At 59.7% G+C, this 24,538-nt stretch carries 17 protein-coding genes and 2 pseudogenes; 15 read left to right on the top strand and 4 right to left on the bottom strand.

Annotated elements, in window-relative coordinates; translation table 11 throughout:
- Positions 1-949: 949 nt before the first annotated feature.
- Positions 950-1,180 (top strand): annotated as a pseudogene (locus F758_RS53270) (SDR family NAD(P)-dependent oxidoreductase); the annotation flags it as partial.
- A gap of 149 nt (positions 1,181-1,329) precedes the next feature.
- Here the strand turns inward: F758_RS53270 and F758_RS50830 are convergent.
- The gene (locus F758_RS50830; RefSeq protein ID WP_198026489.1) at positions 1,330-1,629 is read right to left on the bottom strand and encodes a hypothetical protein; all 300 of its coding nucleotides are present in this window, start codon (positions 1,627-1,629) and stop codon (positions 1,330-1,332) included.
- An 85-nt stretch (positions 1,630-1,714) separates the two neighbouring features.
- Here F758_RS50830 and F758_RS47725 point away from each other — a divergent pair, with 85 nt between their 5' ends.
- The gene (locus tag F758_RS47725) at positions 1,715-2,788 is read left to right on the top strand and encodes a Ulp1 family isopeptidase (protein WP_198026488.1); all 1,074 of its coding nucleotides are present in this window, start codon (positions 1,715-1,717) and stop codon (positions 2,786-2,788) included.
- A gap of 680 nt (positions 2,789-3,468) precedes the next feature.
- Here the strand turns inward: F758_RS47725 and F758_RS0114210 are convergent.
- Complete coding sequence (locus F758_RS0114210) at positions 3,469-3,966, bottom strand: hypothetical protein (protein WP_157450007.1); 498 nt, start codon at positions 3,964-3,966, stop codon at positions 3,469-3,471.
- Positions 3,967-4,895: 929 nt separating this feature from the next.
- Positions 4,896-5,842 (bottom strand): IS630 family transposase gene (locus tag F758_RS47720; protein ID WP_157450006.1). Its coding sequence is split into 2 segments (ribosomal slippage): positions 4,896-5,506 and positions 5,506-5,842, totalling 948 coding nucleotides; the frame shifts between segments, so codons are not numbered across the junction.
- A gap of 638 nt (positions 5,843-6,480) precedes the next feature.
- On the opposite strand from F758_RS47720, the gene tssA reads away from it, so the two are divergent.
- From tssA to F758_RS0114160, 7 genes are all read left to right on the top strand, one after another.
- Positions 6,481-8,085 carry a type VI secretion system protein TssA gene (gene tssA, locus F758_RS0114195; RefSeq protein WP_024508478.1) on the top strand — a complete coding sequence of 535 codons (1,605 nt, stop codon included), beginning with the start codon at positions 6,481-6,483 and terminating at the stop codon, positions 8,083-8,085.
- 37 nt (positions 8,086-8,122) lie between these two features.
- The gene (tssB, locus tag F758_RS0114190) at positions 8,123-8,614 is read left to right on the top strand and encodes a type VI secretion system contractile sheath small subunit (RefSeq protein WP_024508477.1); all 492 of its coding nucleotides are present in this window, start codon (positions 8,123-8,125) and stop codon (positions 8,612-8,614) included.
- A 36-nt stretch (positions 8,615-8,650) separates the two neighbouring features.
- Positions 8,651-10,135, top strand: coding sequence for a type VI secretion system contractile sheath large subunit (gene tssC, locus F758_RS0114185; protein ID WP_024508476.1), 1,485 nt, complete (start codon positions 8,651-8,653; stop codon positions 10,133-10,135).
- Positions 10,136-10,148: 13 nt separating this feature from the next.
- Entirely contained in the window at positions 10,149-10,544 is a 396-nt protein-coding gene (tssE, locus tag F758_RS0114180; RefSeq protein ID WP_024508475.1) for a type VI secretion system baseplate subunit TssE, read from the top strand.
- Positions 10,545-10,551: 7 nt separating this feature from the next.
- Positions 10,552-12,300 (top strand): type VI secretion system baseplate subunit TssF, encoded by a 1,749-nt coding sequence (tssF, locus tag F758_RS0114175; RefSeq protein ID WP_024508474.1) that lies wholly within the window; start codon positions 10,552-10,554, stop codon positions 12,298-12,300.
- On the top strand, positions 12,264-13,250 hold the full coding sequence (gene tssG / locus F758_RS0114170) for a type VI secretion system baseplate subunit TssG (protein ID WP_024508473.1): 987 nt from the start codon (positions 12,264-12,266) through the stop codon (positions 13,248-13,250). Before tssF ends, tssG begins: the two co-directional genes overlap by 37 nt.
- 439 nt (positions 13,251-13,689) lie before the next feature.
- Positions 13,690-14,196, top strand: coding sequence for a papain-like cysteine protease family protein (locus tag F758_RS0114160; protein WP_084305369.1), 507 nt, complete (start codon positions 13,690-13,692; stop codon positions 14,194-14,196).
- Between the two features lie 1,745 nt (positions 14,197-15,941).
- Here the strand turns inward: F758_RS0114160 and F758_RS49555 are convergent.
- The gene (locus F758_RS49555) at positions 15,942-16,214 is read right to left on the bottom strand and encodes a hypothetical protein (RefSeq protein ID WP_157450005.1); all 273 of its coding nucleotides are present in this window, start codon (positions 16,212-16,214) and stop codon (positions 15,942-15,944) included.
- Positions 16,215-16,276: 62 nt separating this feature from the next.
- Here F758_RS49555 and F758_RS53265 point away from each other — a divergent pair.
- From F758_RS53265 to tssM, 6 genes and pseudogenes are all read left to right on the top strand, one after another.
- A pseudogene (locus F758_RS53265) lies at positions 16,277-16,552 on the top strand (FHA domain-containing protein); the annotation flags it as partial.
- A gap of 504 nt (positions 16,553-17,056) precedes the next feature.
- Positions 17,057-17,998, top strand: coding sequence for a type VI secretion system-associated FHA domain protein TagH (gene tagH / locus F758_RS51840; RefSeq protein ID WP_245286493.1), 942 nt, complete (start codon positions 17,057-17,059; stop codon positions 17,996-17,998).
- A complete protein-coding gene (gene tssJ / locus F758_RS43915; RefSeq protein ID WP_084305367.1) occupies positions 17,998-18,507 on the top strand; it encodes a type VI secretion system lipoprotein TssJ in 510 nt (169 codons plus the stop codon). The genes tagH and tssJ overlap by 1 nt, the downstream gene beginning before the upstream one ends.
- 71 nt (positions 18,508-18,578) lie before the next feature.
- On the top strand, positions 18,579-19,919 hold the full coding sequence (gene tssK, locus F758_RS0114135; RefSeq protein ID WP_024508468.1) for a type VI secretion system baseplate subunit TssK: 1,341 nt from the start codon (positions 18,579-18,581) through the stop codon (positions 19,917-19,919).
- A gap of 182 nt (positions 19,920-20,101) precedes the next feature.
- Positions 20,102-20,809 (top strand): type IVB secretion system protein IcmH/DotU, encoded by a 708-nt coding sequence (gene icmH, locus F758_RS0114130; protein WP_198026486.1) that lies wholly within the window; start codon positions 20,102-20,104, stop codon positions 20,807-20,809.
- 55 nt (positions 20,810-20,864) lie between these two features.
- Positions 20,865-24,383, top strand: coding sequence for a type VI secretion system membrane subunit TssM (tssM, locus tag F758_RS0114125; protein ID WP_024508466.1), 3,519 nt, complete (start codon positions 20,865-20,867; stop codon positions 24,381-24,383).
- Positions 24,384-24,538 lie beyond the last annotated feature (155 nt).

Below are 24,538 nucleotides of genomic sequence, written 5' to 3'. Positions count from 1 at the left end.
CCCAGCAGCCTGACCGAGCACTGAATGGACATCGAGATAGGACGTGGCGACGTTGTTACATATATCGTCCGACCGCGGACAATGACCCAGATTACGCGCGGTGCGCCACTCTTGCGCTCGAACGTCAGAACGCCTCGACAGGCGCTTCGAGCCGTCCTTCGGCTCCTCATTTCTTGCGTTAGAGTGGTTCGACGCGCGATCGGCCTCCCTGTCGTGAGCTGCTGTTTGGCAACGATTGCGTTCAACTCTATCCTGCCTTCGCTTTTGCATGCGTGCGTTCGTTTCGGCTGCTTGGGTCATTTCGTTCAATCCGTCCTTCAGGCTGCCTTTGGATTGTTGCAGGTCCCGAGCACTGCGTCTGGAGCGCGGAGTAAGCTGGCTAAGCTTAGGTTTGCATTCTGATTACCCAACCGTAGGCATTTGCGTGACCGAAGATCGCCGCGACTGCCTTCGAACCGTACAATCTGACGCTGCGTGCGTTTCAAGCCCTCCAGTGCCTCTCTCTGTTAATATTCGATGTCGCGGATCTCCGGATCGGTTGGCGCCCAGGCGATGCCTCGTCTCTCGCGCAAGCCCTTTCGTTCTTTCATTGGACTTATTATGAGGATCCGTCGTCACTGATCACGCCTGACCACTCGTGCGTAGGACCTGCTTGATCGATGTTTCGCTTTCGACAAGGCCACGATAGTTGCATTGGTCTCTTCGCGGGGCAGATATCCGTCATACTGCAGGGGCTCGGCCGCGGTGAGCAGCTTGGGATCGATCGCGCTCTAGCACGAGCTTCGGCGGGTGGCGGAGCCCATCAAGAGGCAACGCAGATGGGTGCTGATGGGCCTCCGTTTGCGGGAGAGATCGCCGTTGTCACAGGTGGCACACAGGGGGTAGGCACTGAAATAGCCAGCCTTCTGGCTGGCCGCGGCGCCACGGGTCTGCTTATTACGGGAGTAAGAAAGATCGCGGCGCAAACGTTGCAACGGAGATTACGTCCCAGGGGTATCGAACCGTGTTTGTGTCGGCCGACCTTGCTGATCATTTTAACGTAGCAAAAGGTATTTCTGCGGCCGATGCGGCTTTCGGCAGGATCGATGTTCTGATCAACGCAGCCGGAGACACCAGCCGCCCAGAGACCTTCGAAACCAGCGCGCTCGGGGGATGGCGGCGGTCACGCGTGCTTCCGTAGGAAAGGCGAGTTGGTTGCTGGAGCAGACCTGACTGCGCAGCATTTGTGAAAGGGGAGGAGTTCGCGGCGGCCGTTTGCGAGGTGACATGTTTCTGTCACCAAAAAAGCTGCACACTTATTTTGCGGAAATTGAAAGGCACACTTGTGTGCTATGCGCCAATCGAGTTCTCTTCAATGAATTCGAGGAGCTTCCCCGACCAGGAGGCCGTCAGTTGATCGAGGTGAGTGGCGATGTTAGTGCTCGGGAAGGTCTGCTCTCCGATCCAGCGCTCCAAGGCCGAAATGTTCGAAGTTAATTGCCGCTGAGACTGCGCCGCCACCTTCAGTGCGACCAATAGACCTTTGGGAGGATGCAGCCAAATGTCGCCGTCACGGTTCGCAAGTGCTGAGCCATCATTGAGTTTCGCCCAAGTTGGGCGACTGGCGCCACCTGGGTCTAGCATCGCCACTTCCAGCCACTCCGTTCCACCAGCCCAGTTGGCACACCCCGCGGTTGACATGCCGGCCGGCGTGCCGGTGGAGGGCTGTCCACCTGTGGAAGACTTTACACACATCGTCGCTTTGGGATGGGACCACAGTTGTCAGTCAGCGCCCGATGCCCTGATCGGCTCACTCAACAGAAAAGGTCTACTGCCGGCGACACCGTTCCAGTCGCGGGCGCATTTTTACATCCATGGTCGGCCTTACACGACGAAGCTGGGTAACGAAGCAAGGGAGCCAACTCCAAACAATCCGGGAGGGCTTAGCGTCACGCTGATCCCCGGGCATGGGCTCGAATCTCACCAGCCGGTCCTGGCGGACATCGAAAGCTTTCCGGGACATGGGGAAGAAACATCGTCATCGAGCCGGGCTGCGGTGTCTACGATGCGGACGAAGGGTGCCAAAGGCTGTGGACTGTGGTCGTGTTTCAAGTCAGGGCTTGGCAAGCTCCGAGGGAGTCGTCATGAAAACTCGTCCGGCCGTCTGGATCAGGCGGATGAACACGCTTCCGGATCGGCCATCCCGGTGCAGCCTCCGCTGGCGCTGGGTCACACGGAGTGCCTGGGTGACGAGCATATCACGGCGGATTACACACTTCTGGAGCGGGAATTGCGGAGGGAATATCCGGATCTGGCCGCCCGCATCCGGTTCGTGCAGCCCGCGCAAGCTCATCTGCTGCGCTTGACCAATGAGGCGAACGTCGAGGAGGAAATCTTGCGGGAGATCAACGGCCATGGTGACGATACTGCCGACTTCCTCTTCGTGCCAGTAAGCAACGCCGGTGTCGTCCTTAACAGCGGTAGACATTGGACGCTGCTGCTCGTTGATCGCCGCGATCCGGAAGGGATCGTTGCCTACCACTACGACTCCTTACCGCGTGATTCTCAGAGGGAGGTGGCAAGACAGCTCGCAGTCAAGCTGGGCGCTCGCCTTGAGACCGCAAAAATGACCCGGCAGCCAAACATGCATGATTGCGGCGTGTTTGTGGTGGACGGCACACGGGCGCTGGCCAATCGATTGGCTGAAGGGCAGCGGCCGCCGCTTCACCTCGACAAGCTCATCGCCAATCGGCGGGCCCTCCAGGATCGACTGAGCGGTCCTGCGCATTTGCGACGCCGAACTCGCTGATGCGCTCGGGCTAGTGGAACTGGCTGGGCGTCTCTTGCCGGCACCAGAACCTTGGCCGGGTACGAGGACGTGTGAACGACGTGAATTGGCTCGCTCACGACCCTGCCCTGCAACGGATCGTGGGCTAGCGGGCGGTGATCGACCAGCCAATCGGACGCTTTGATACCGAGCGACGGGCTTAAAAGAGAACCTCAGCGCCGCCGAGCTGCGGATCAGCACCGTGCCTGCCGCTGGCCCATGAAGAATATAGTGCGGAATGTGGATCCAACGTGTCCGCGGGTAGTCGTGTGGAAGAAGCGGCCCAGCCCTGGCCGCGAACTTTAGCCTCCTTGAAACCGGGGCTTCAGAACAATATTCACGCTGAACGGGATTGTTGGGGGCACTTCCCTCATCCCTGGCCCCAACAGGCCACATAGGGCTGACCATGAATAATCAAATTTGTCGGCTGCTGGAATGACTGCGGTGGCATACCTCTTCTATTCCGTCCGCCAACCAGGACGTCGGGGGCGGGTTGAGAGCCATGATTGAAGCCCAACCCGACGACATGTCCGAAATCATACGCCGGCGCCCGAGCAGGTATTGTAGCTGCCGGACAAGATGACTGTTGCGGCTGGCCCAACTCCCACGAAACCTGTCGAAGGCATCGTTACGCACTTCGTCGCGTAAGGCCGTATCAAAATTCAGATTGCCATTGGGGTACGGCAGAGCTGACCGTGGTAGGTCCAAGGCGCCTCCGGCACGGCGAGCACTCGTTCGAGCGAGTTCAGGAACAAGATCAGCCGCGGATCGCCTTCCCAGGAGAGTGACGATAGCCCATCGGCCTCCATCTCCCTCTCCAGTAGCGCCAGTTGCTTCCGTAGCTCTAAGCCGTCATCGTTGATGGCTGCCGTCGCGGGAGATGCCTGCAGCGAGGTGCCCTGCGAGGTGCCTTCGCCTGCGGCTGCCGGTGGCCCTTCGACCTCCATCTCGCGCTCCGGCAACTCCAGCAGATCAAAATCGTTGTCGTTGATGGTTGTCGCGGGAAATGCCCGCAGCAATGTGTGCTGCGAGGCGACGTGCGCCGCGGCCGACGGTGGCCCGTCGACTTCCATCTCCCGCTCCAGCAGTTCCAACAGATCTAAGTTGTCGCTGATGGCTGAGGACTGCCGTAGCGAGGTGTACTTCCGAAGCAGCTTCAACCCGAAGCCCACCGAGTGGATATTTCTGGCGCGGCTGTACCTCTTAACATCGTCCCGCAGCGACTGGTCGGTGAGGCGGCCCGCTATCGCGCCTTTAGCATGCCTCTGGAGCCACACACTAAAGGCGCGAAGCGCGCGACCGATTGTGCTGACATCGCGCGGCGTCTGGAAACCGCGCCATCGAGTTCCTCTCGTAATGTCCGCTCTGGCCGCCTTGACTGCGTTTTGGATGAGAGCCGCATCTCCGGGATAGGCAGCCAGCTACCAAAATCTTTTTTCCGTCCCTCTGCCGCTCAACAGGACGAGATGAGCCAGCGCATTGATGATTTGTCTGGCCCTGAGGTTGCAAACTGTAAAGCTTGGCATCTTCGTCCAGCGAGCGGTCATGAGGCCGACCGATGATGCCCGGTTTGTTTTCATCGTAGAGCCAGGAAGAAAAGCGGCGAATAGTGGTCGCAATGGACGTTGCGGAGCGCCGCCTGAGTCGACCCGCGGCGGGCTCGCCCGCAGTCGCAGACACAAAGTCATTGAGGACGTCATTGAGGCGTTTCTTGTCGTCGGGATGGTGCTGCATCGGGGCCTGCGGCGGGTAGCTGCGGTTCTCACCAGTGCAGTTGAAAGTTCGCGGACATTCTGTTCGCTGTCAGCGCCAGATCTGACATCTGGGTTGAGCACGGACGGCCTGGGCGGTGATCGATGATCCGCCCGGGGCTCATAGCCGGAACGGGCCTCATGTCCTTCGCGGCTTGGCGCACCACGATCCACGCCAAATGAAGACGCCCTCAAATCCCGCGGTTCAGAGCGCATCTGCTCCGGGGCACAACTGCTCGCTCGGTGAGCCTCGATGTCGGAAGAGCCCGATTCAAGAACGGGCTCCTCCGCGCCGTCACTGCCATCAACTCCGGATTGGGAGCTAGAGCATTCGCCGATCATGTTGCAGCGTATCCTGCGGCACTGAAGTAGTTGCGACATTCGGTCGGCGTGAAGCAGTCAATGATGCGGCCGATGGCGCTCCAGAGGCCCTCGACGGTTCGCTCTGCGGCCTGACGCAGGAGCGCTTTGAGCTTGGAGAAGGCGTTCTCAATCGGATTGAAGTCGGGACTGTAGGGCGGCAGGTAGAGCAGGCTTGCCCCTGCAGCTTCGATCATCTGGCGCACCTTTGGCCCCTTGTGGCTGGACAGGTTGTCCATGATGACAATGGAGCCTGGCTTAAGTTCAGGGATGAGAATCTTGTCGACGTAGACTTCGAAGGCGTCGCGGTTAATCGGTCCATCGAGGACCCAAGGGGCGATGATGCCGGTGGAGGTAATGCCTGCAACAAAGGTCGTGGTTTTCCAGTGGCCGTGAGGAACCCCGACTTTCAGACGCTCTCCGCGCGGACAGCGGCCGTAGCGGCGGGCCATGTTGGTCGACGCCCAAGTCTCGTCGATGAAGACCAAGCGCGCGGGATCGAGAGCAGGCTGGCCGTCGCGCCAATCCTGCCGTCGCTTCATGACGTCCGGCCGGTCTTGTTCGCTCGCGTGTGCAGTCTTTTTTTGCGCGTGATGCCGTGCCGAGCCAGGAAGCGACGGACCGTGCCTTCGCCGAAGACCAGCCCTTTTTGGGCCAGACTCCGGCGCAGCTCCGCAATCGCGGCATCCGGTGTTTCCTTCAGCAGCGCAAGGATTGTCTCCTTGTGCGCCTCGATCCGGCCGGACCGGCGATCGCCGCCAAGGGCCTTCGGCCGCGCATCCCCTTGCTGGCGTTCGCGGGTTCGCCAGCGACTCACACTTGCCGCGCTCACCCCAAAGCGCTCGCCTGCCTCGCGATGCGATGCGCCCGCCTTCACAGCAGTCAGAACCCGAATGCGAAGATCCAGCGAAAGAACTTTTGACATGCCTGCCGGCCCCCACCTCCGGCAGGTAGTTTGAATCAGTTCCGAGCTGATTTGGGAATCCCTTTCGATTCACTCAGCTAGGCGGATGCTCTAGTTGACGGTCCAGGCTCACCATCGTTCATCAGTTGCTCCGAGCTACGCGAGAACTCACTTGAGCCATCATCCAATACTGGCTGCGTCTCAAGTCGGAAGTGCGCTTAAAGTCGCGTACGACATCAGATGTTCCAACGATCCATCGACGTACCGAGTTAAAAGTCTTCGTCTCATCTTCTTCTTCCGAAGTTTCGCGAGGCGAGCGCGCGGCCCGGTTTCCTAAGCCCTAGTCTCCTTAGGGCTGATGACTGAGCCGACCTAAGAGCCATGGCCAAGGCTTCTGATGTCGGGTTTGCAACATCCTGTCGGGACCGTGACGCCTCCGATTGAGAAAATCGCTTTTGCAAATCAAGTCATTGCAACTGGCACAAGGTTTGAACGAGAGGTGAAACAGGAACGTAATCAAGCAGCGCTTGCGGAAAGAGGGGACAGTGGCGGCTTACAAGAGTGTCGTCTGCGGGCTTATTGTATGCAGCGGGTACGATGTTTGACTGTCCGAATACCGCGATCCGGCGCAATGCGCGGTCGCGTATGGTCTTGTCACAATGATTGACCATTGGGTGGCGGCTCGAGACGACATCGATGCACGTGCGCGCTGCGGTGCTGCGCCTGTGTCGGGTCCCGCGCCCGCCGGCATGAATGTCCGTGCTACGGCCGAATTCGAACGGCTCGAAGCCGAGGTGCGGCGCATGGACGCCAACGGACCAGCTGCTGTTGATTGGAGCAAAGTCAGTACGCTGTCGCTCCATATCCTGGCGAACCAGTCGAAAGACATTCTGGTCGCCTGTTGGGCCACCTATGGTCTGTTTCGGAGCACAGGATACCAGGGCCTTGCCGTCGGTTTAGGCGTTCTGCGCGGCATGGTGGACGCGCATTGGGACGGGCTCTTTCCGCCGATCAAACGGGAACGGGCGCGGGTCGGTGCGATCGATTGGCTCGTTGGTCGCGTTGGACCGGAGGTGGGCGAGAATGCACCTATCGAAACCGAGTATCCGGCCGTGCTCGCTGCCTATGAGGCGCTGGACGATCTCGATCGCCAGCTGCGCGACAAGTTGGTCAATGAGCAAGCCTCTTTGGGCGAGTTATTGACGACGCTGCAACCGCACTACGAAGAAGCCAAGCGCGCAATCGCCGTGGCTACGGAACGTGTGGCTGAGCCGGCGCAAGGTGCAGATGAGGCTGCTGCCGGGCCCGCCGTATCCACTCTGCCGGTTGGCGAGACTCAACCGGCTGCACCGGATTCAGCATTACCCGCGGGCGCCGATGGCAACTGGGCCGGCTTTATCGACCGCTTGCCTGATATGCTGCGGCAAGCTGCGGCCGTCCGGCGCGTCACGTCGCTCACAGACCCGAAGGTCTATCTGCTCAATCGCGTCGGCTCCTGGATGCGCTTTGACGCCCTGCCACCTGATACGGCTGGCCGCACGACGATATTTCCGCCTGCGGATAATATCGCAGCGTTAGAAGCCAAGATAGCGGCCGGTCAGCACGCCGATGTCGTGAATTTGGCCGAAGAGTTCGTCTGGACGGCACCATTCTGGGTCGACGCTCACCGCCATGCTGCCCAAGCGCTGGAGAAAATGGGGCCGCTCTTTGAGCCGGCGGTCGCGGCGGTGCGCGCAAGCGTAGCTCTGCTGGTCACACGCTATCCGCGGATCTTGGAATTTCAGTTCAACGACGGCGGGCCGTTCGCGGATGAGGACACGCGTGCCTGGGCCGCCGTGGGTGGTGCGGACGTGTCGCCGGGCCGTGATCCTGTCGACGAAGCGCTTGTCGAGGCACACAGGCTCGTCGGCGGCGGGCAGCCGCAGGCCGCACTCGAGAAGCTGTCTCGTGCGCTGAATGGCGCGACTGGGGAAAGAGCGCGGTTCGTGGGCCAGCTTGCGCAAGCACGTTTCTGCGTCGAAACCGGCTTCGTCACAACCGCCATCCCGCTGCTGGAGCATATGGAGGAGGTGATCGCCGAGCGCAACCTCGAAAGCTGGGAGCCTGTGCTCGCGCTCGACGTCGCCGAATTGCGCTTTCGTGCGATAATCCATTCCGACTCGCAGCAAATGTTTGACGAGCCGCGCCGTCGCGCCGCGCTCGAGCAAATCCGAACACGGGTCGCAGGCATCGATATTGCACGCGCGAGCCAACTCGGTCGCTAGCTGATGTTGTCAGGAACAAAGTCCTAACGGAGCTGATATGGCACAGGAAAGCTCGGTCGCTCCAAAGGAGCGCATCAATATTCGCTTCAAGCCGGCAACGGGCAACCTCAAGGAGGATGTCGAGCTGCCGCTCAAATTGTTGGTTTTGGGCGACTTCACCGGCCGGGCCGATGACCGCCCGATTGAGGAGCGCGAGCTCGTCAATATCGATAAAGACAATTTCAATGAGGTTGTCAAAAGCCAGGAACTGACTCTTAATATCGCCGCTGAGAATAGGCTCGACGATCAGTCTGCGGCCGACAAGCTGTCCGTGTCCCTGAAGTTTGAGAGCCTGAAGGATTTTGAACCCGAGCGTGTCGCAGAGCAAATCCCCGAACTGCGCGCCTTGATCGAATTGCGTGCGGCCCTGATCGCCCTGAAGAGCCCACTCGGCAATGTGCCGAGTTTCCGTAAAGCCATTCAGACTCTGCTTGAAGACCACGGGGCGCGGCCGCGACTCTTGAGCGAGCTCACCAGCAAGAGCGAATGAGCAGATCAGCGAGCTGTGTTGAGGAGCGAGGGCGGTATGACCGATACATGCGCGCAGCAGCCGGCCGAAGTCGCCACCACGGCCACTGACCTTTCGCTGGTTGATCAAGTCCTCGCCGAAACCAGGATCACCCCGCGCGACGAGGGCTACGACCTCGCCCGGCGGGGCGTCGCAGCTTTCCTCGCCGAGCTCATCAAACCGAACCGTGCCGACGAACAGGTCAACAACGCGCTCATCGATCAGATGATCGCCGAGATCGATCGCAAAATCTCGGCCCAGCTCGACCATGTGCTGCACACGGACGAGTTCCAACGGCTCGAGTCGGCCTGGCGCGGACTGAAGTTCATGGTCGACCGCACCGATTTCCGTCAGAACATTAAGGTGGAAATCCTCAGCGTCAGCAAGGATGAACTGCTCACCGACTTCGAGGACAGCCCCGAGATAGTCAAGTCCGGCCTGTACAAGCACGTCTACACGGCAGAGTACGGCCAGTTCGGCGGCCAGCCTGTCGCCGCCATGATATCGGCTTACGAGTTTGGTAGCGGCAGCCAAGACGTTAAGCTCATGCGGTATATGAGCGCGGTGGCCGCCATGTCGCATGCACCAGTCATTGCCTCTGCTGCCCCGGAAATGTTCGGCCTCGAACATCATGAGGAGATCGCGGGTCTGAAGGACCTGCAATCGGTGTTCGAGGGACCAAAATATGCCAAGTGGAACTCGTTCCGCGAAAGCGAGGACGCTCGCTATTTCGGCCTGACGTTACCGCGCTTCCTGCTGCGCTTACCCTATGGTCCAGACACGGTTCCGGTGAAGGCGTTTAATTACGAGGAGACCTTACATGGTGAAACCGACAATTACCTGTGGGGCAACGCCGCTTTTGCCTTCGCGACGCGCTTAACCGAGAGCTTTGCCAAATATCGCTGGTGCCCGAACATTATCGGCCCGCAATCGGGCGGGGCGGTTGAGGACCTCAATCTGCATACCTATGAGGCGATGGGGCAATTGCAGACCAAGGTGCCGACCGAGGTTCTCATCTCGGATCGGCGCGAGTTCGAACTCGCCGAGCAGGGATTCATCGCGCTGACCATGCGCAAGGGTTCTGACAATGCCGCTTTCTTCTCGGCAAATTCTGTGCAGAAGCCGAAGTATTTCGGTAACACCCAAGAAGGCAAGACGGCCGAACTCAACTATAAGCTCGGCAGCCAGCTGCCTTACATGTTCATTATCAACCGGTTCGCGCACTACATCAAGGTACTGCAGCGCGAGAACATCGGCTCGTGGAAGAGCAGGGAAGAGTTGCAAGACGAGCTGAACAACTGGATTCGTCAGTATGTCGCCGACCAGGAGAATCCGTCGGCAGAGGTACGCTCGCGGCGGCCTTTGCGAAAGGCCGAGATCATCGTCGAGGACGTCGAAGGTGAACCGGGTTGGTATCGCGTCGGTATCGCCGTCGTTCCACACTTAAAGTACATGGGCGCTGATTTTGCTTTGACGCTCAAGGGTAAGCTCGACAAGAAATAGAGGTGGGTAGGCGATGTTCGACCGCAGCCTTATGGAGCGCTTGGAGGACGGGACGGCAACGAATCAGGGGGCGTTCGACCGTCTCCGGGCAAGCGTCCTGGAAAACTTACGTCGGGTTCTGAACTCGCGGCAGGGCTGCTGCGAAACACGGCCGGATTTCGGGATGCCCGACCTTAACGAGGCGGTCGGGCAGGGAGCCGAGGCGGTGCGCGCGCTCGCCCATTCGCTCAAGAAGCAGATTGAGGTGTTTGAGCCGCGCCTGAAGAATGTTTCGATCCGCTTTCATGCCGATCCCGACAACCCGCTGCAGCTGAGTTTTCAGGTCAACGCTACGCTCGATTACAACGACCAAATCGAGCCTATCTCCTTTGATACCATCGTCGAGAAGCACGTTCGGGTGAAGGGCTGAGGCGGCGGTGGCTCTTAATCCCTATTACGAGGACGAGCTGTCCTATCTGCGCGAGCTCGGCATCGACTTCGCTCTAGCCAATCCGAAGCTTGCGCCCTTTCTTGGCCGGGATGCCACTGATCCCGACGTCGAGCGGTTGCTCGAAGGCTTCGCCTTCCTTGTCGCGCGGCTGCGCCAAAAGCTGGACGACGAATTTCCCGAATTCGTCCATAGTTTATTGCGGATGGTATGGCCGCAATATCTTCAAGCTCTGCCGCCCATTACGACTCTGGCATTTGCCTTGAAGTCATCGGCGAGCGCCGCGAGCCTGAACGTGCCGGCCGGCACGAGCGTCCGCTCGCAGCCGATCGAGGGAACGAACTGCACGTTTGTCACCTGCTACGCGATTGACGTGCTGCCGCTGGAGATCAACGACGTTCAGCTCGAGAACCGGATGAGTTCGGCCCGGCTAACGCTGGGTATCAAAGCAACCGGCCAGCAAAACCTGTCATGCCTCAAGAATGGTCGGCTTCGCCTCTTCTTCTCGACCGAGCGCGAGCCGCAAGTGGGGCGCTGCCTGTTGGCCTGGCTTTGCCGCCACGTCTCGCAGGGAACCGTTACGCTGGCGGATCGACAGGTCGCCGCCATCGGCCCAGCACAGCTTGCGCCGGTCGGCTTTTGCGATGACGAAGCGGTTTTGCCATGGCCGCGCAACGCCTTCTCAGGATTCCGGCTCATTCAGGAGTATGTGAGCTACCCGTCGAAATTTCTCTACGTCGAACTGTCTGGTCTCGAGCCGCTCGCAGCCCACACGGAGACCCAGTGCAGGCTCAGCCTTGAGTTTCGGCGGCCGTTCCCCGCCCAGTTGCGCGTCGGCAAGGGCCAGATTTGCTTGAACTGCACGCCAGCAATCAACGTCTTCAGCCATGAGGCCTCGCCAATTCGGCTGAATCGGACGAAGACCGAATACCGTGTGCTTGCCTCGGGAGGGCCGAACTTCTCAATCCGATCCGTCGATGGTGTGACCGGCTATGTGCAAGGCCGTCCAGAACGAATCGAGTTCGAGCAGTTCGATCTGTTGCGCCACGATCTGCCCGGCGCCGAGCGCAACCGCCGTTACTTTCGCGAGCGTATCCGGCCGGCGGTGGTCGGCCGGGGCGTCGATCACTATGTGAGCTTCGTCGACCGGCTCGACATCGGCCAGCATCCGCCGATCGACGTCGCATCGCTGCAATTGACCTGCTCCAACGGACCCATCGCCGACCGGTTGCCTATCGGTAGCGTGGACCTGCCGACCTCTGACACGCCTCGCTCGGTCACCTTTTCCAACATCACGGCAGTGGTTGCAGAAGTGCCGCCACCGGTTAGTGATGGTTTGTTGCGGCGGCTGACGGCCAATCTGGCGCGCAACTACGGCGCCATGGCCGACATCGGTACGTTGCGGACCGTTCTCGCCAGCTACGACTTCCGTGCAGTCTATGACGTGCAGGCGCGTCGCCGCCTGGAATTGTTGCTCGAAGGCCTCGACCAGTTTGTGACCACCGATACGGATCACGTGGTGCGGGGCGCCCCGATCCGCATGCGAAATATCGAATTGGCCGTGATCGACAGCAAAATCGGTGGTGAGGGCGAATTGTTCCTGTTCGGGTCGGTACTTGACGCATTCTTCGCAACGTTCGCCGGCATCAACATGCTGCACCGGTTTTCGGTCCGCGGCACGGAAAGCAACGCACGCTACATATGGCCAGCGAGAAGCGGATCAATCACGCCGCTCTGACCGCACTCGGCGAACGCGATGAGCTTTCCGCTTGCGGATTCTTCTCGCTCGCCGCGCTTCTCGAGCGGCGCTTCAGCGACGCTCCCCCGATCGGGTCCACCGACGATCCCGCGCGGGAGGCGGTGCGCTTTCGCGCGGCGCCGACGCTTGGCTTTCCTGCCGAAGAGATCGCGGACGTCAGACAGGTCAGGGCCGCCGGCGAGCGCATGGAGGTAGATGTCAACTTCCTCGGGTTGCATGGTCCCTCATCGCCGCTGCCGCCCTTCTACACCGAATGGGTCATGCACGCGGACGGCATGGGATCAGTTGGCGATTTTTTTGATTTTTTCAATCACCGTCTGATCAGCCTGCTGCTGCGGATCGGGCGGTACTACCGTCACCATTTGCGGTTCGAGGAGGGCGCAACCGACGCGATCTCGGTGCTGATCGGTGCACTCTTTGCGCTCATGCCCGGGGAAGACACAGCCAAACAACGGGAATGGCGGGCACGGCTGCTGCCGCATGCCGGCGTCCTTGCCTTGTGCAGCCGGTCGGCCAAGCTCGTGGCTGGCTTGATTTCCAGTCATCTCAACGTTCCGGCCCGGGTGGAGGAATTCATCTGGCGCGAGATCGACATTCCAGAGGAGGCGCAGTGGCGTCTTGGCCGGCCTGGTCTTGAACTCGGCGTTGATACCCTCGCTGGCGAAACCATGCCTGATGTCGTGGGCAAATTCCGGCTTTGCCTCGGCCCGCTCAACCAGCTGCAGTTTCGATCGCTGCTACCCGGTTGCGAGAGCAACACCATCCTTTGCCGTCTCATTAGCTTTATTCTGCGCGAGCCTTTGGCATGGGATCTCCAGCTAGAACTAGACCTCGGGCACACGCCGGAATGGACTTTGGGCGAAGGAAAATTAGGCTGGACGACATGGATCGACCCGCCCAAGGGAACCGGAAGCCTTGTTCTATTGTGATCGATTTCGAGCTATTCGCAAATGGTGAAGATCACTCGCGATGACGGGAAACTGGACCATCATGGCGCGTCATGGATCAGGGGCGGGAGCCGCGGTCAACCCGGTTAGAGATTGCCATAGGGACCGGCTGCGCTCCAATGGCTTCCATGACGGGGGAGACTGCTATGCTACCGCACCGAGCCGACCCTGACGATCCCAAGCACGCCGTCACCTGCATGCGCCTCTTGGATGCGGATGCAGAGAGCGCGGACTGACGCGAGGTCGCGGAGATCGTGTTACGCATCGATCCCAGCCACGAGCCGGTGCGCGCCCGCCGGGCCTTGAGAGCCATCTCGTTCACGCCAAGTCTTGTGAGTAGGCATGGCTACCGGCGGCTGGCGCTAAAGCCGTTCGGCACGCTGTTTGCCTGGCTCGCTGGTAAATTTGGGGGAGCTGTAGAATGCCAAACGTAGTGCTGGAGGTTCCGCTTGTCTGGCAACAACATGGCTATGACGGCCAATTGAACATGGGACGAAACTATGCCGGAGATATACAACCGCGTGGGAATAACGGTTGTTGGTATGCTTGCGTTTGTATGCTGTCCTACTACTTTCGCCCGGGGCCTCGGCTGGGTCTGCCTTCCGTTTGGCGGGCCGACGTAGGCATCCACTATGACCAGCTTGACTGGTTGGCGCGCACCGAAGGATTAGAGCGGCTCGAACAGCCAGAAGACGGATTTACGCGCGATTTTATTGCAGAGACGTTGATCGCACGAGGGCCAATTTTGGCTATGCTGCGTCGGCCGTTATGCTCCGAAATACTAGCCGTCGGGCATATGATAGTGTTGACTGGTCTGGTAGAAGACATGTTGCATTACAATGATCCGTATTACCCAGCGCCTAGAGTGATCTACTTCCATAATCGTTTGTTCTACGATCTTTTCGTCAAGAATCGCGATTGGCTGTGAACACCGTTCCCCTGCCAACGCCCGAGCGAACACACCTCACTCCTGCTTCGTGTCCGATTGGCGGCATCTAGTCCGGAAGCCGCCGCCGTGGGCTCGAGTGGTTGACCGGACATGGCGTCAAAGCGCGCTGCTTTTGCCTCCCTTTCTCGCATGCGATAGTCCGGCAAGCCGATTGCTGTGACGTGCGATGGTTTGGTTGATTGGTCATGATGCCTGGCGAGACAGCGAAGGCCTCGCCCAACGCTTGCGCGGGCGGTCATTCCAGTCGTCCGCAGCAACTGCTGTGCGTTCGGCGCCGCCGCCTATATCGCGAGCTCGTGCAGTCCGCGACGCCTAGACCTTGCCGTCCTAAAGCGGCTTTTCCTCGCCATGAAAGAGGGTGAGATTGCGGAGCTCGTGAAGCAGAAGCCGACCGGGGCTCTAAACGCGCACCGCATCGGCTTTCTCTATGGATGGCTGTTGAAGCGAAAAACCAATCTGCCCGCGGCAAAGAAGGTCTCCTATGTCGATGCGCCGATATCGATCTCAAATATGCGAGCTCCTGGCAAGATTCGGCGCGGCGTCGCGCCCGCAATAACTTGCCGGTGATAGCGGACTTCTGCCCCCTCGTTTTCGGGACGCAAGCACTGCGGGCCGGCTAGTACAAGGATGCGGTGGAAATCTATTCGAGTAGATTGCTTCCGTGCGTCGAATGGAAGCCGGCGCCACACGGCAACGCCAACGTGATAAATGATACCGCTGACTTCTATCGGTTCTTCAATGCAAGGCTGCACGCGGAGCTATGCCAATGCGCGCAGAGAACCGTCGAACAGGATCTCCCAAAGGAAATACAATTTCGGCAGGGCTCCGACACAACTTCCCGCGCAGGTGCCGAAAGCATGATCGATATACCGGAGCGGCCCCTCAAACAACCCGCGTGAATTCTTACAACAGAACGGAGGGCGAATCCCAAAGTGCGACCGCGATAATGAATTCTCCTAATCAACATCAAACGAAGTCACGAAATTGAGCGAGCGGCATTCTCGAACGATTCCGGATCAGCGAGCTGACCGCGCCCGATTGCCATGAAAGTAGACAAAACAGACAAGATATTTGTGGGTGCCATCGAAACGGTAGCTAACCTCACGGCGAAGCCGCGGCTCGCTCGCCTGTTCGCGGCGCTGGAGGGCGGTCTTCTCCGTAAATGATAATGATGATCTCAAACTCGGTTTTGAAAATGTGTCATTATATCAATCATGGATAAACAACGAGCCAACTCCTGAGCCAACTCGACAAGCTCCTTGCCGAGAGGCTCATCATGTATTCGTCCTGGCTCAAGCGGCACGTTGGCTCATCCAGCTTCAGCATCAGTATGGGATAAGTGGTTGACCCGCACAGCCAACGCGAGGGGTTTTCAGGAGGCCGCGGTACGAACTTAGCTGGCAGCAGGTCGTGATATCCCTGCAAGGCATCCTGAACTATTGGCCGCCCCTTGTGGCGGACGCACCGGGCGTGAATTGCAAGGTGACGCCCCACGGCCTGCCGCAAGCGACGACCCGTGAGCATCTTTCGGCCCCAAGTCGTCGCTATGTTGGCTCGACGAGCTGCCGCTGTCCATTTTGTCAATGATAGCTAGACGACACTGGCCGGGTGTAGCCAAAAAGGTCGTCTGAGGGTTTACCTTGTCCGGTGTCTGACGACTGCACGGCCTCTGTCGGTTTGAGAACACCTGCGTCATTCGCCGCGCCACATATTGTTATGTCCAATCAGTTGGTTAGCTTGGAGATGCCATTGGCACGACCGTTGCTACCGAAATCTGGCAACATTAATTGGCGGAGTGCACGTAGATGCGTGAGCCGACCGATGCGCTCCTTTGCTTGAGTTGGCATGCCTTGTTTCTGAGAGAGAAAGCCCGCGCGGCCTTCGATGCAGCTGAGCGCACGAAGAGACCTTACCTTTTCGCCCTGCGCAACCGGCGTATAAGACAATCGATCGACCCAACAACAATGCTGCTTAGTAGGAAACAATGCTGCCGCCACGGCAATTCCAATGGGACACCCGCATGACCACTTGTGCCGGCGAGCAAGCCTAAAGGTGCGGGATGCATGTCACACTCGGAGTCCTGGGAGAGAACGCCGAGCCCTTGGGCCGTAACGCAAGACAGGCGTTTGGAGCGGAAGGCGGCTCTGTCGGTCGCGGGCGCGGCTGCAACTGGCGGCTTCCAGATCCGACCAATACGCTGTCGGGACAACATGCGGTGATCGCATTCAATGGCGTCGGTTTCACGATCACCGATACGAGCACAAATGGCGTCTACATCAACACGGTGGACGCCCCGCTGGGACGCGGCAATACCGCGCCGCTAGCCGATGGCGATACGCTATATTTGGCGAATTACATCATCTCGGTGATGATCGAGCACGATCCTGTCGAGGAACGTCAACGGCTCGGCTTGACGGGGTCGAAAACGGTGCGCCTCGGCCGCACAGAGCCGGCGATCTCGTCTCCTACAGTCAACCAAGAGTTCGCAACTGCAGCTGTTCCGACTGTCGGAGCGTTGCGAAGCGATGCGCACCTTCCTCCCGATCCCTCAATGGTGACCGAACCGCGCCGGATCTTCTATTCGGCGGCACAATGGGAGCCGCCGGCACCTCATCCGCCATCCTTGCCGGGAGACAATGCGCTCAGCAACGACATCGAGGCTGCGGATCCGATACTGGCGGATCTTCACCGGCGACCGTCGAGCGTTGCCACGACCGAGAGGCCGTCCTCGCACGCGCAATCGGGAAATATCCGATCAATTCCGTTGTCGTCGGTCGACGCGCCATTTGTCGAGCCATCCCGAGCGCTGCCCTCCGCACCTTGCAATGGCAGGAGTGTAATGTCGGATGGCCATCCTGCGCCAATCATCCCTGAGGATCTCGATCTCGGCGATCTGTTGCCGAGACCGGCATCGCGCCACATGCCATCGGTGTCATCGCAGCAAACAGAAGCGCGCCTCGACGAGCCGAACGAAGCGCTCCGGGTCGCGCCTAGGCCGATCGCCTCTGCCCCGACGGATCACCTCGGGAAATTGCGAGATTCTGGTTCAAGGTCGCCGCCGCCCGATGAGCGAGAGCTCGATCGCCTGCTGCTGAGCCTGAAGGAAACAGCTGCGCAGCGAGCGGTTGGCGCACCCCAGGTGAGGACCACAACAACGAGCGGTGCTCCGCGGTTGCCCGCGGACCCTCCATCCGACGCCGAACTGCAGGCGTTCTGGAATGCGCTCGGGTTCAATCCGAACCTTGTGCCACCAGCACAGCGTCGCGAGTTCTTTGCGGAACTCGGCCGTGCGATCGCCGAGATGACGAACGGCCTACATTCGATACTGGCGGCGTGGGCCGTGCTGAAGAATGAGTGCCAGATCGGGCCGTCGCAGACACGCGCTGTGAACGACAACGCAGTACAGTTCGCCAGCAGCAGTCATGCCCTGCGGGAGGTGCTCGCAAAGGATCGCGGGTTCCTGTTGCTCTCGCGGTCGGTGCGCGCAGGCTTCGACGACATCAAGGCCCATGAGGTCGCGGCGATTGCGGCAATGAGAGGTGCGGTCAGCAATGTGCTAACGCACATGAGCCCCCAGCGTATCGAGAGCGACGCTGCAAATGGCGGGTTTTTCGGCGCTCGCATTAATAAGGCCAAGTTGTGGGACAGATTTGTGGAACTGCACGCATCGATGGTCGGTGACATTGACCGAACCGCTCGCTCCTATATCGCAGAAGAGTTTGCCCGAAGCTACGAAACGCAACGGTCAAAATCCGACCGAAATGAAGGGAAAACGGCGTAATGGCGCCGCCGAACACAGTCCATCGGTTGTCCGTCGTTAGCGGTGCGTTGCTCATGGCCGCTGCAGGCACCGGTTGTTCGACTGATAAGACCTCTAAGACGACGCCGATCAAGTTCGTGATCGAGGCCGATGAACTCGTCAATCCAAACGCGCACGGCGAGCCGTCGCCGATCGTGGTCCGCATTTATGAACTGAAGTTGACGACCACCTTCACCCAGGCGCAGTTTTTCGAGCTGTTCGACGATGACGCCAAACGGCTTGGGCCGGATCTGGTGGCCAAGCGCGAGGTCGAGCTGACGCCTGGCAGCAAGGTCGAGTTCGAGCGCGATACGCCGATCGAGACCCGAAATGTCGGCGTGATCGCAGGCTTCCGCTCGGGTAACGATGCCCAGTGGCGCTCAACTGCCGAAATCAACCCAAATCGTGACAACACAATCTGGGTAAGATTGGCTGCTGAGGCTGTGAGCATTGAGCAGGAAGCAAGCCGAACTTGGTGGAAAATCTTCTGACTAGTCCGTCGTGATCGTGGCGGCGCCGGGCAGATGCATCTTTTGGAAGGTCAGGGAAGAGGCGCCTAATAGTGTCTGCGACAAGCAAACCGATCTGGTCCGAAGGCATGTTGGTGCGGCCGCAGCACTTTCAGCAACACGACCGCTGGATCGAGCAACTGGTCGAGAACCGCGTTTCTGGTCTGGTCGGCTACGGCTGGGGCATTCGAAAAATTGCCGTTGATCGCAATCTCCTGGCGCTTGGCCAAGTCGCACTTACCGAGCTTGAAGCCATTATGCCCGACGGCACGGCCCTTCATGCGCCGGAGCATGTCCGCCTTCCGACCGGACGAATCCCTCCGTCGGCTGCGAAAAATCTGCTGGTCAAGATCGCGGTGGGCACGCGCCGACGGACCGGCAGCGACATCTGTTCCGGCGATGCACTACCGCGCCGCCACGATCAGGAGATCTTGCAGGTCCGCAATGCGACCTCGCCGGAAAAGGCTCCGGTCGATATCAGGGTTGCATCGCTAACGACACATCTCATCTTCGAGGGCGAGGAGCAGGCTGATCTGATCGCTCTGCCTATTGCCCGCATCAGTGAGATCGATCCGGCTCGCGCGATTACGTTATCCGACACCTACGTTCCGCCTGCCATCGACATCTATGCAGCCAAGCCGCTGATCGCGCTGTTGAACGAGGCCAGATCACTGCTGCGGACACGCGCGGAGGCGCTTGCTGCGCGCGCGGATCCCTCGCGCGCGACGGCAGACGGAGCCGGACTAATTGATCTCTTCACATTGTCGATCGTGAACGGCGCAGAAGCCGTGCTCGACCACTTCGCAGCAACACGTGGGCATCACCCTGAAGCCCTCTTCCGCGCATTGCTAAGCCTTACCGGGCAGTTGTCGAGCTTCGTTGGCGATCGCCGCAAACCGCAAGAGATGCCTCACTACCGGCATGAGGATCTCGAAAGCTGCTTTACGCCGTTGGGTGATATCCTGCGTAAGCTGCTGTCTGTTGTGATCGAGAGCGCCGCAATATCGCTCCCGTTGCAGGACCGAGGCTACGGCATTTTGATCGGCCTGATCACCGACCGCACCTTGTTCCAGGACTCTCGGTTCGTTCTGGTCGCTGTGGCAAGCGTGCCGTCTGAGACGTTGCGCAACCAGCTTCCGGCGCAGATGAAAGTAGGCTCCGTCGAGCAGATTCGCGATCTCGTCAATCTTCAGCTTCCTGGTGTTCCGATTCACGCGCTCGCGGTGGCACCGCGCGAGTTGCCCTACATCCAGAATGCCGTCTATTTCGAGCTGGACCAGTCGGTGGAGCTGTGGCGTATCCTGCCGCGCTCCGCGGCCTTTGCTTTCCACGTGAGCGGTGACTACTCGGATCTCCATCTCGAGTTCTGGGCCATCCGTAGGCAACGTACGTGACTGGCCAACACATGGATGAACCGACAGTCATCGGACGCAGGCCAATCGGTCCGAGCCGTAACTCTCAAGTCGGGCAATCCTCCGCTTGCGTTCCGCCGAAGCTCGCCTTCCCGAGGGGCGCTCTGCGGTCGCCTGTATCTGAATCCGACGAGGTGTGGGCAGCGAACCATGCCGAGATCGTCGTGCAAAGTCTGTTCGAGCCAAAGGCAGTGGAGGATGCGTTGGTGGCGGCCGCGACACCGCTCCTTTTGCTCGTCGCGCAGCTTCGCGTCGTCAACAATGCCGATATCGGCGCGCTGCGTCGCGGGATTGTGGAGCAAATCCGGCACTTCCAGGAGCGTGCCGGAAAACACCAAGCGGGCGGTGACGATGTAAGCGCCGCCCGTTACGTGATATGCGCGTTGCTGGACGAGGCGGTCATGACCACGCACTGGGGCAGTGAGAGCGCCTGGAGTGACAATAGCCTGCTCAATCAGTTCCATAACGAGACCTGGGGCGGCGAGAAGGTCTTCCAGATACTCGAGCGCGTGAAGGCAAAGCCGGCCAAACATCTCGCCTTGCTCAAGCTCATCAACATCTGCCTATTGCTGGGGTTCGAGGGCAAGTACCGCGTGGTCGAAGGTGGCCGCGAGCAGCTGGAAGACCTGCGTTACGACGTTCAGCGTCTGTTGCGCGATTATACGAGCGCATCACGGGCCGAACTATCGATACATTGGCGCGGCGCCAAAGTACGTACGCGAGTGCGTCATTACGTGCCGCTATGGATCATCTTCACCGCCGCTGCCGTTATCATGCTGACCGCTTACGCTGTCTTCCATTGGCGCCTATCGGACGAACTCTCGCCCGTCGAGCAGCTGCTCGTCGTGATCGGCCAGTCTGGGCCACGCTAGAAGGGAGGGGCAGGTGTTTGGTGCTCGATTCGCGGCCCTCTTTTCGGCGCGAGGTATGATCACGTTGCTCACCCTGTTGCTGGTCGACGCGTTGATCTGGTTCGGCGGTCCCGACTTTGACCTGTTCGGTCAACATCCGTTGGTTTCGATGACTGTTCGCGCCGCGACAATCGGCTGCGTCTCCATGACAGTCCTCGTGAGCATCCTTGTCCGCTACTGGCTGGCGCGCCGTGCTAACCGACGTGTTATCAAGTCATTGATGGAGAGCGAGGGCCTCGTCACGACCTCCAAAAATCGCGGGCAGGAGGAGGTCGATCTCATCCGTGGACGCTTCGAGGACGCGCTGAAGGTCCTGCGCGATACGGTGTTCGCCGGCAAGCGCGGACCAAGCTACCTGTTCGAATTGCCCTGGTACATCATCATTGGGTCATCTGGCGCCGGCAAAACAACGATCCTGCGCAACTCGGGCCTCGAGTTTCCGCTGGCCGAACGGCTCGGTGTCGATCCGGTGGCGGGGGTCGGTGGCACGCGAAACTGCGACTGGTGGTTTACTGAAGAAGCAGTCGTTATCGACACGGCAAGCCGCTACACGACACAGGATACGGATGTCGAGGTCGATCGTGCGGCCTGGCACGCCTTTCTCAATCTTCTTACCATGCACCGGCGCCGGCGACCGATCAACGGGATCTTGGTCGCAATCAGCGTGTGCGATCTCTTATCGAGCGATGATAACCGGCGCAGGCTCGTCCAGTCGATTCGTTCGCGGATACAGGAGCTGGTCAAGACATTTGGCATGCGTATTCCGGTCTATGTTCTGGTAACCAAATGCGACCTGGTACGTGGCTTCACCGAGTATTTCGACGATCTGGACCATGAAGGTCGTGCCCAGGTGTGGGGCAAGACCTTTCCTCTCGAGGGGCCGGGCGATCACATCGACGACGCCGTAACCCTTGAGATTCAGCAACTCGCCGAGGGGCTCGAGGGCAACTTGGCGTTTCGCATGCATGACGAACGCAATCCTAATCGTCGTGCAATAATGTATATGTTCCCGAAAGAATTGTGGAGCATCCGGACCGCGGCCGCCGGTTTCGTTAGCGAGGTCTTCCGGCCGAGCCGCTTCGAAGTGCGACCGATGCTGCGCGGGGTCTACTTGACAAGCGCTGCCCAGGAAGGAGTGCCGATCGAGAGGATGAGCGGTGCGATCAGAAGGAATTTCGGTCTGCACGCAAACCCGCCCACGTCGTCCATCGGGCCGGGAAAGGCATTCTTCATCAAGAGGTTGCTGACCGATGTGATCTTCGCTGAGCAGGGGCTGGTCGGCCGCAATCTCAAACTCGAACGCAAGCTCGCAGTGGTGCACTGTGGTGGCTATCTGGCGGCAGTCATGCTGGCGCTAGCCGCGCTGAATCAGTGGTACCACGCATTCGCTCGCAGCGAAGCACGTATCGTTGAAACCAGAATGGCCGCACAGACAATGCAAGCGCGCCTCAAGGAAGCACGCGAGCCGCTGGATTTGGTAAAGCTCCTGCCAACCCTCAATGCCGCGCGCCAGCTGCGTCTCGCAGCTGGCGAGAACACTTGGGTTGCATGGCTCGGTGAGTTCGGGATTTCAGCGACCCCGGTGCTCGCGCCAGCTGCGCAACAAACCTATGACGAGATTCTGGTCGACCGCCTGCTGCCGGTTTTTGCTGGAAGGCTTGCCGTTCGGATTGATGCGCTATTGAGATCTGGCAACGATACTCTGCTGGACCAGGGCAAGGAAATGTTCCGCACCTATTTGATGCTGAGCGATCCGAGGCATTTCGATCGCGGCAAAGTCGAACAGGCTATGCGCAGTGAAGTGGCCGTTGCGTTTGCGCTCGAGACGACATCAGCTGGCGAACTGCAGGAGCATTTTTCACGACTTATCGAGTTGCTGCCGAAACCCATCACGAGCGACCGGCAATTCGTGGTAGCGGTGCGCTTGCGGCTGATGGAACGTCCGCTCGTCGAGCAGGTCTACGCCCGACTTTTGCGCGAAGGCACTCAGAACCCGCGGCTCCGGCCAATCGACCTGGTCAGTCTGCTGGGAGCCGGCCAGCTGGAGACAAAGCCTCAGGCTGCTTTCCCCACAATTGGCCAGCAGGAACTAGCTTCTTCGGGTGGTACTGCGATCATCCCGGCCATCTTCACACGGGATGGTTTGATCGATTTCCTGCTGCCGCACCTTCCACTCATCGTCCAAGACGAGCAAAGCGGCGACTGGGGCCTGGCCGGCAGCTCCTTCGACGCCGCGGATACGCAACAGGTCATGCGCAAGGTCATCGATCGCTATGTTGCCGATTACATTCGCGTTTGGACAAACGCGCTGAGCAGCCTCCGCGTCATCAAGTTCGACGATATGCAGCGCGCCTCGGTGATCCTGCGTGGGCTGGCCGGCCCGGAAAGCACACTGCAGCAGATCATTTCCCTCGTACGCGACAATACGAACCTGCCGCCGCCCGGAGAGCAGACCGCGGCCAAGGCGGGTGAGACAACGGCCGCCGTGTTCTCGGCGGCATTCGGCGACGCCCCCTGGCCTGGAACACGGATCACCGAAGCCTTCCGACCTCTGGTGCAACTGGGCATAGGCGGAGCCTCGGGACAGGTGGCCAGCATGGATCGCATCCGCGATCTTTTCGGCCGCCTGTATGCAGCGATGGCCAATATCGCGACCGCGCCCGATCCCGGCAAGGCCGCATTTCAGCTCTTTCAGCGGCGCGTCAAGGATCCGAGCAACGATGCCTTCGGCACTTTGCGCGCTGACTCGGCGCTACGACCCGAACTGGTCCGTACCATCATGAACGACATCGCGCTCTCGACGTGGAGCGTCTTGCTTCGACAGGCACACGGTCATGTCAATGCCGTGTGGACGCAGGAAGTGGCGCCGATCTGCCAAGCTGGCGTCTACCAGCGTTATCCATTGTTTGCCGCCGCGACCGAAGACGTAACTTTAAAGGACTTCAGCGATCTCTTTCGCCCCGGCGGCATCCTCGATGATTTTTTTCAGAAGTACCTGTCGCCATTCGTCATCGAGGGCAGAACCGGTCTTGGGCTGGCAACCATCGACGGTGCGGCAGCGCCGATCCATGCGGCTGCCCTGTCTCAATTTCAGCGCGCGCGAGAGATTCGCAGGTCCTTTTTCGGCGGCTCGGGCTCCGCTCCGGCCGTGAAGTTCAGCATCAAGCCGGTCTATCTCGCCTCTAAATTTCTGCGCGCGACTTTTTTCATGGATGGCAAGGAGATCGTCTATCGTCACGAGGCACCCCGTGCCTATGACCTTGAATGGCCGAGTCGAACCGATGCAAGCACGGCTTCCGTCGCCCTTGCTTCCCTGGACGGAACCGAGGAGAGGATTGAGCGCTCGGGCCCTTGGGCTCTGTTCCGTCTCATCGATGCCTCGCGGCCCACCTCGCGTGGCGCTCCCGACCGTTTCACGATCACGATCGGTCGACCTGATCGGCCCGACGTGACCTATGAACTGCGGGCGGAAAGTGTAAGCAATCCCTTCAGCTTGGGTGTCCTTCGTTCGTTCCGATGTCCGGATCACCTATGAAAGGAGCGCCGTGAGAGTTCTTAGCTTTTTCGGGAGGAGGCGGGCACATGCCGCTGCCGGCACCTTGGGACGAGCGGTCGGTTCGCCCGCAACGCTGGTACGCCGTCCCCTGGTGGCGACGAGTAAGCTACGCGACACGTTCCAGGTAGGCAGCA

Origin of the sequence: Bradyrhizobium sp. ARR65 (assembly GCF_000472385.1) — a bacterium.
GTDB lineage: Bacteria > Pseudomonadota > Alphaproteobacteria > Rhizobiales > Xanthobacteraceae > Bradyrhizobium.
This window is presented reverse-complemented; position numbering and strand designations above follow the sequence as displayed.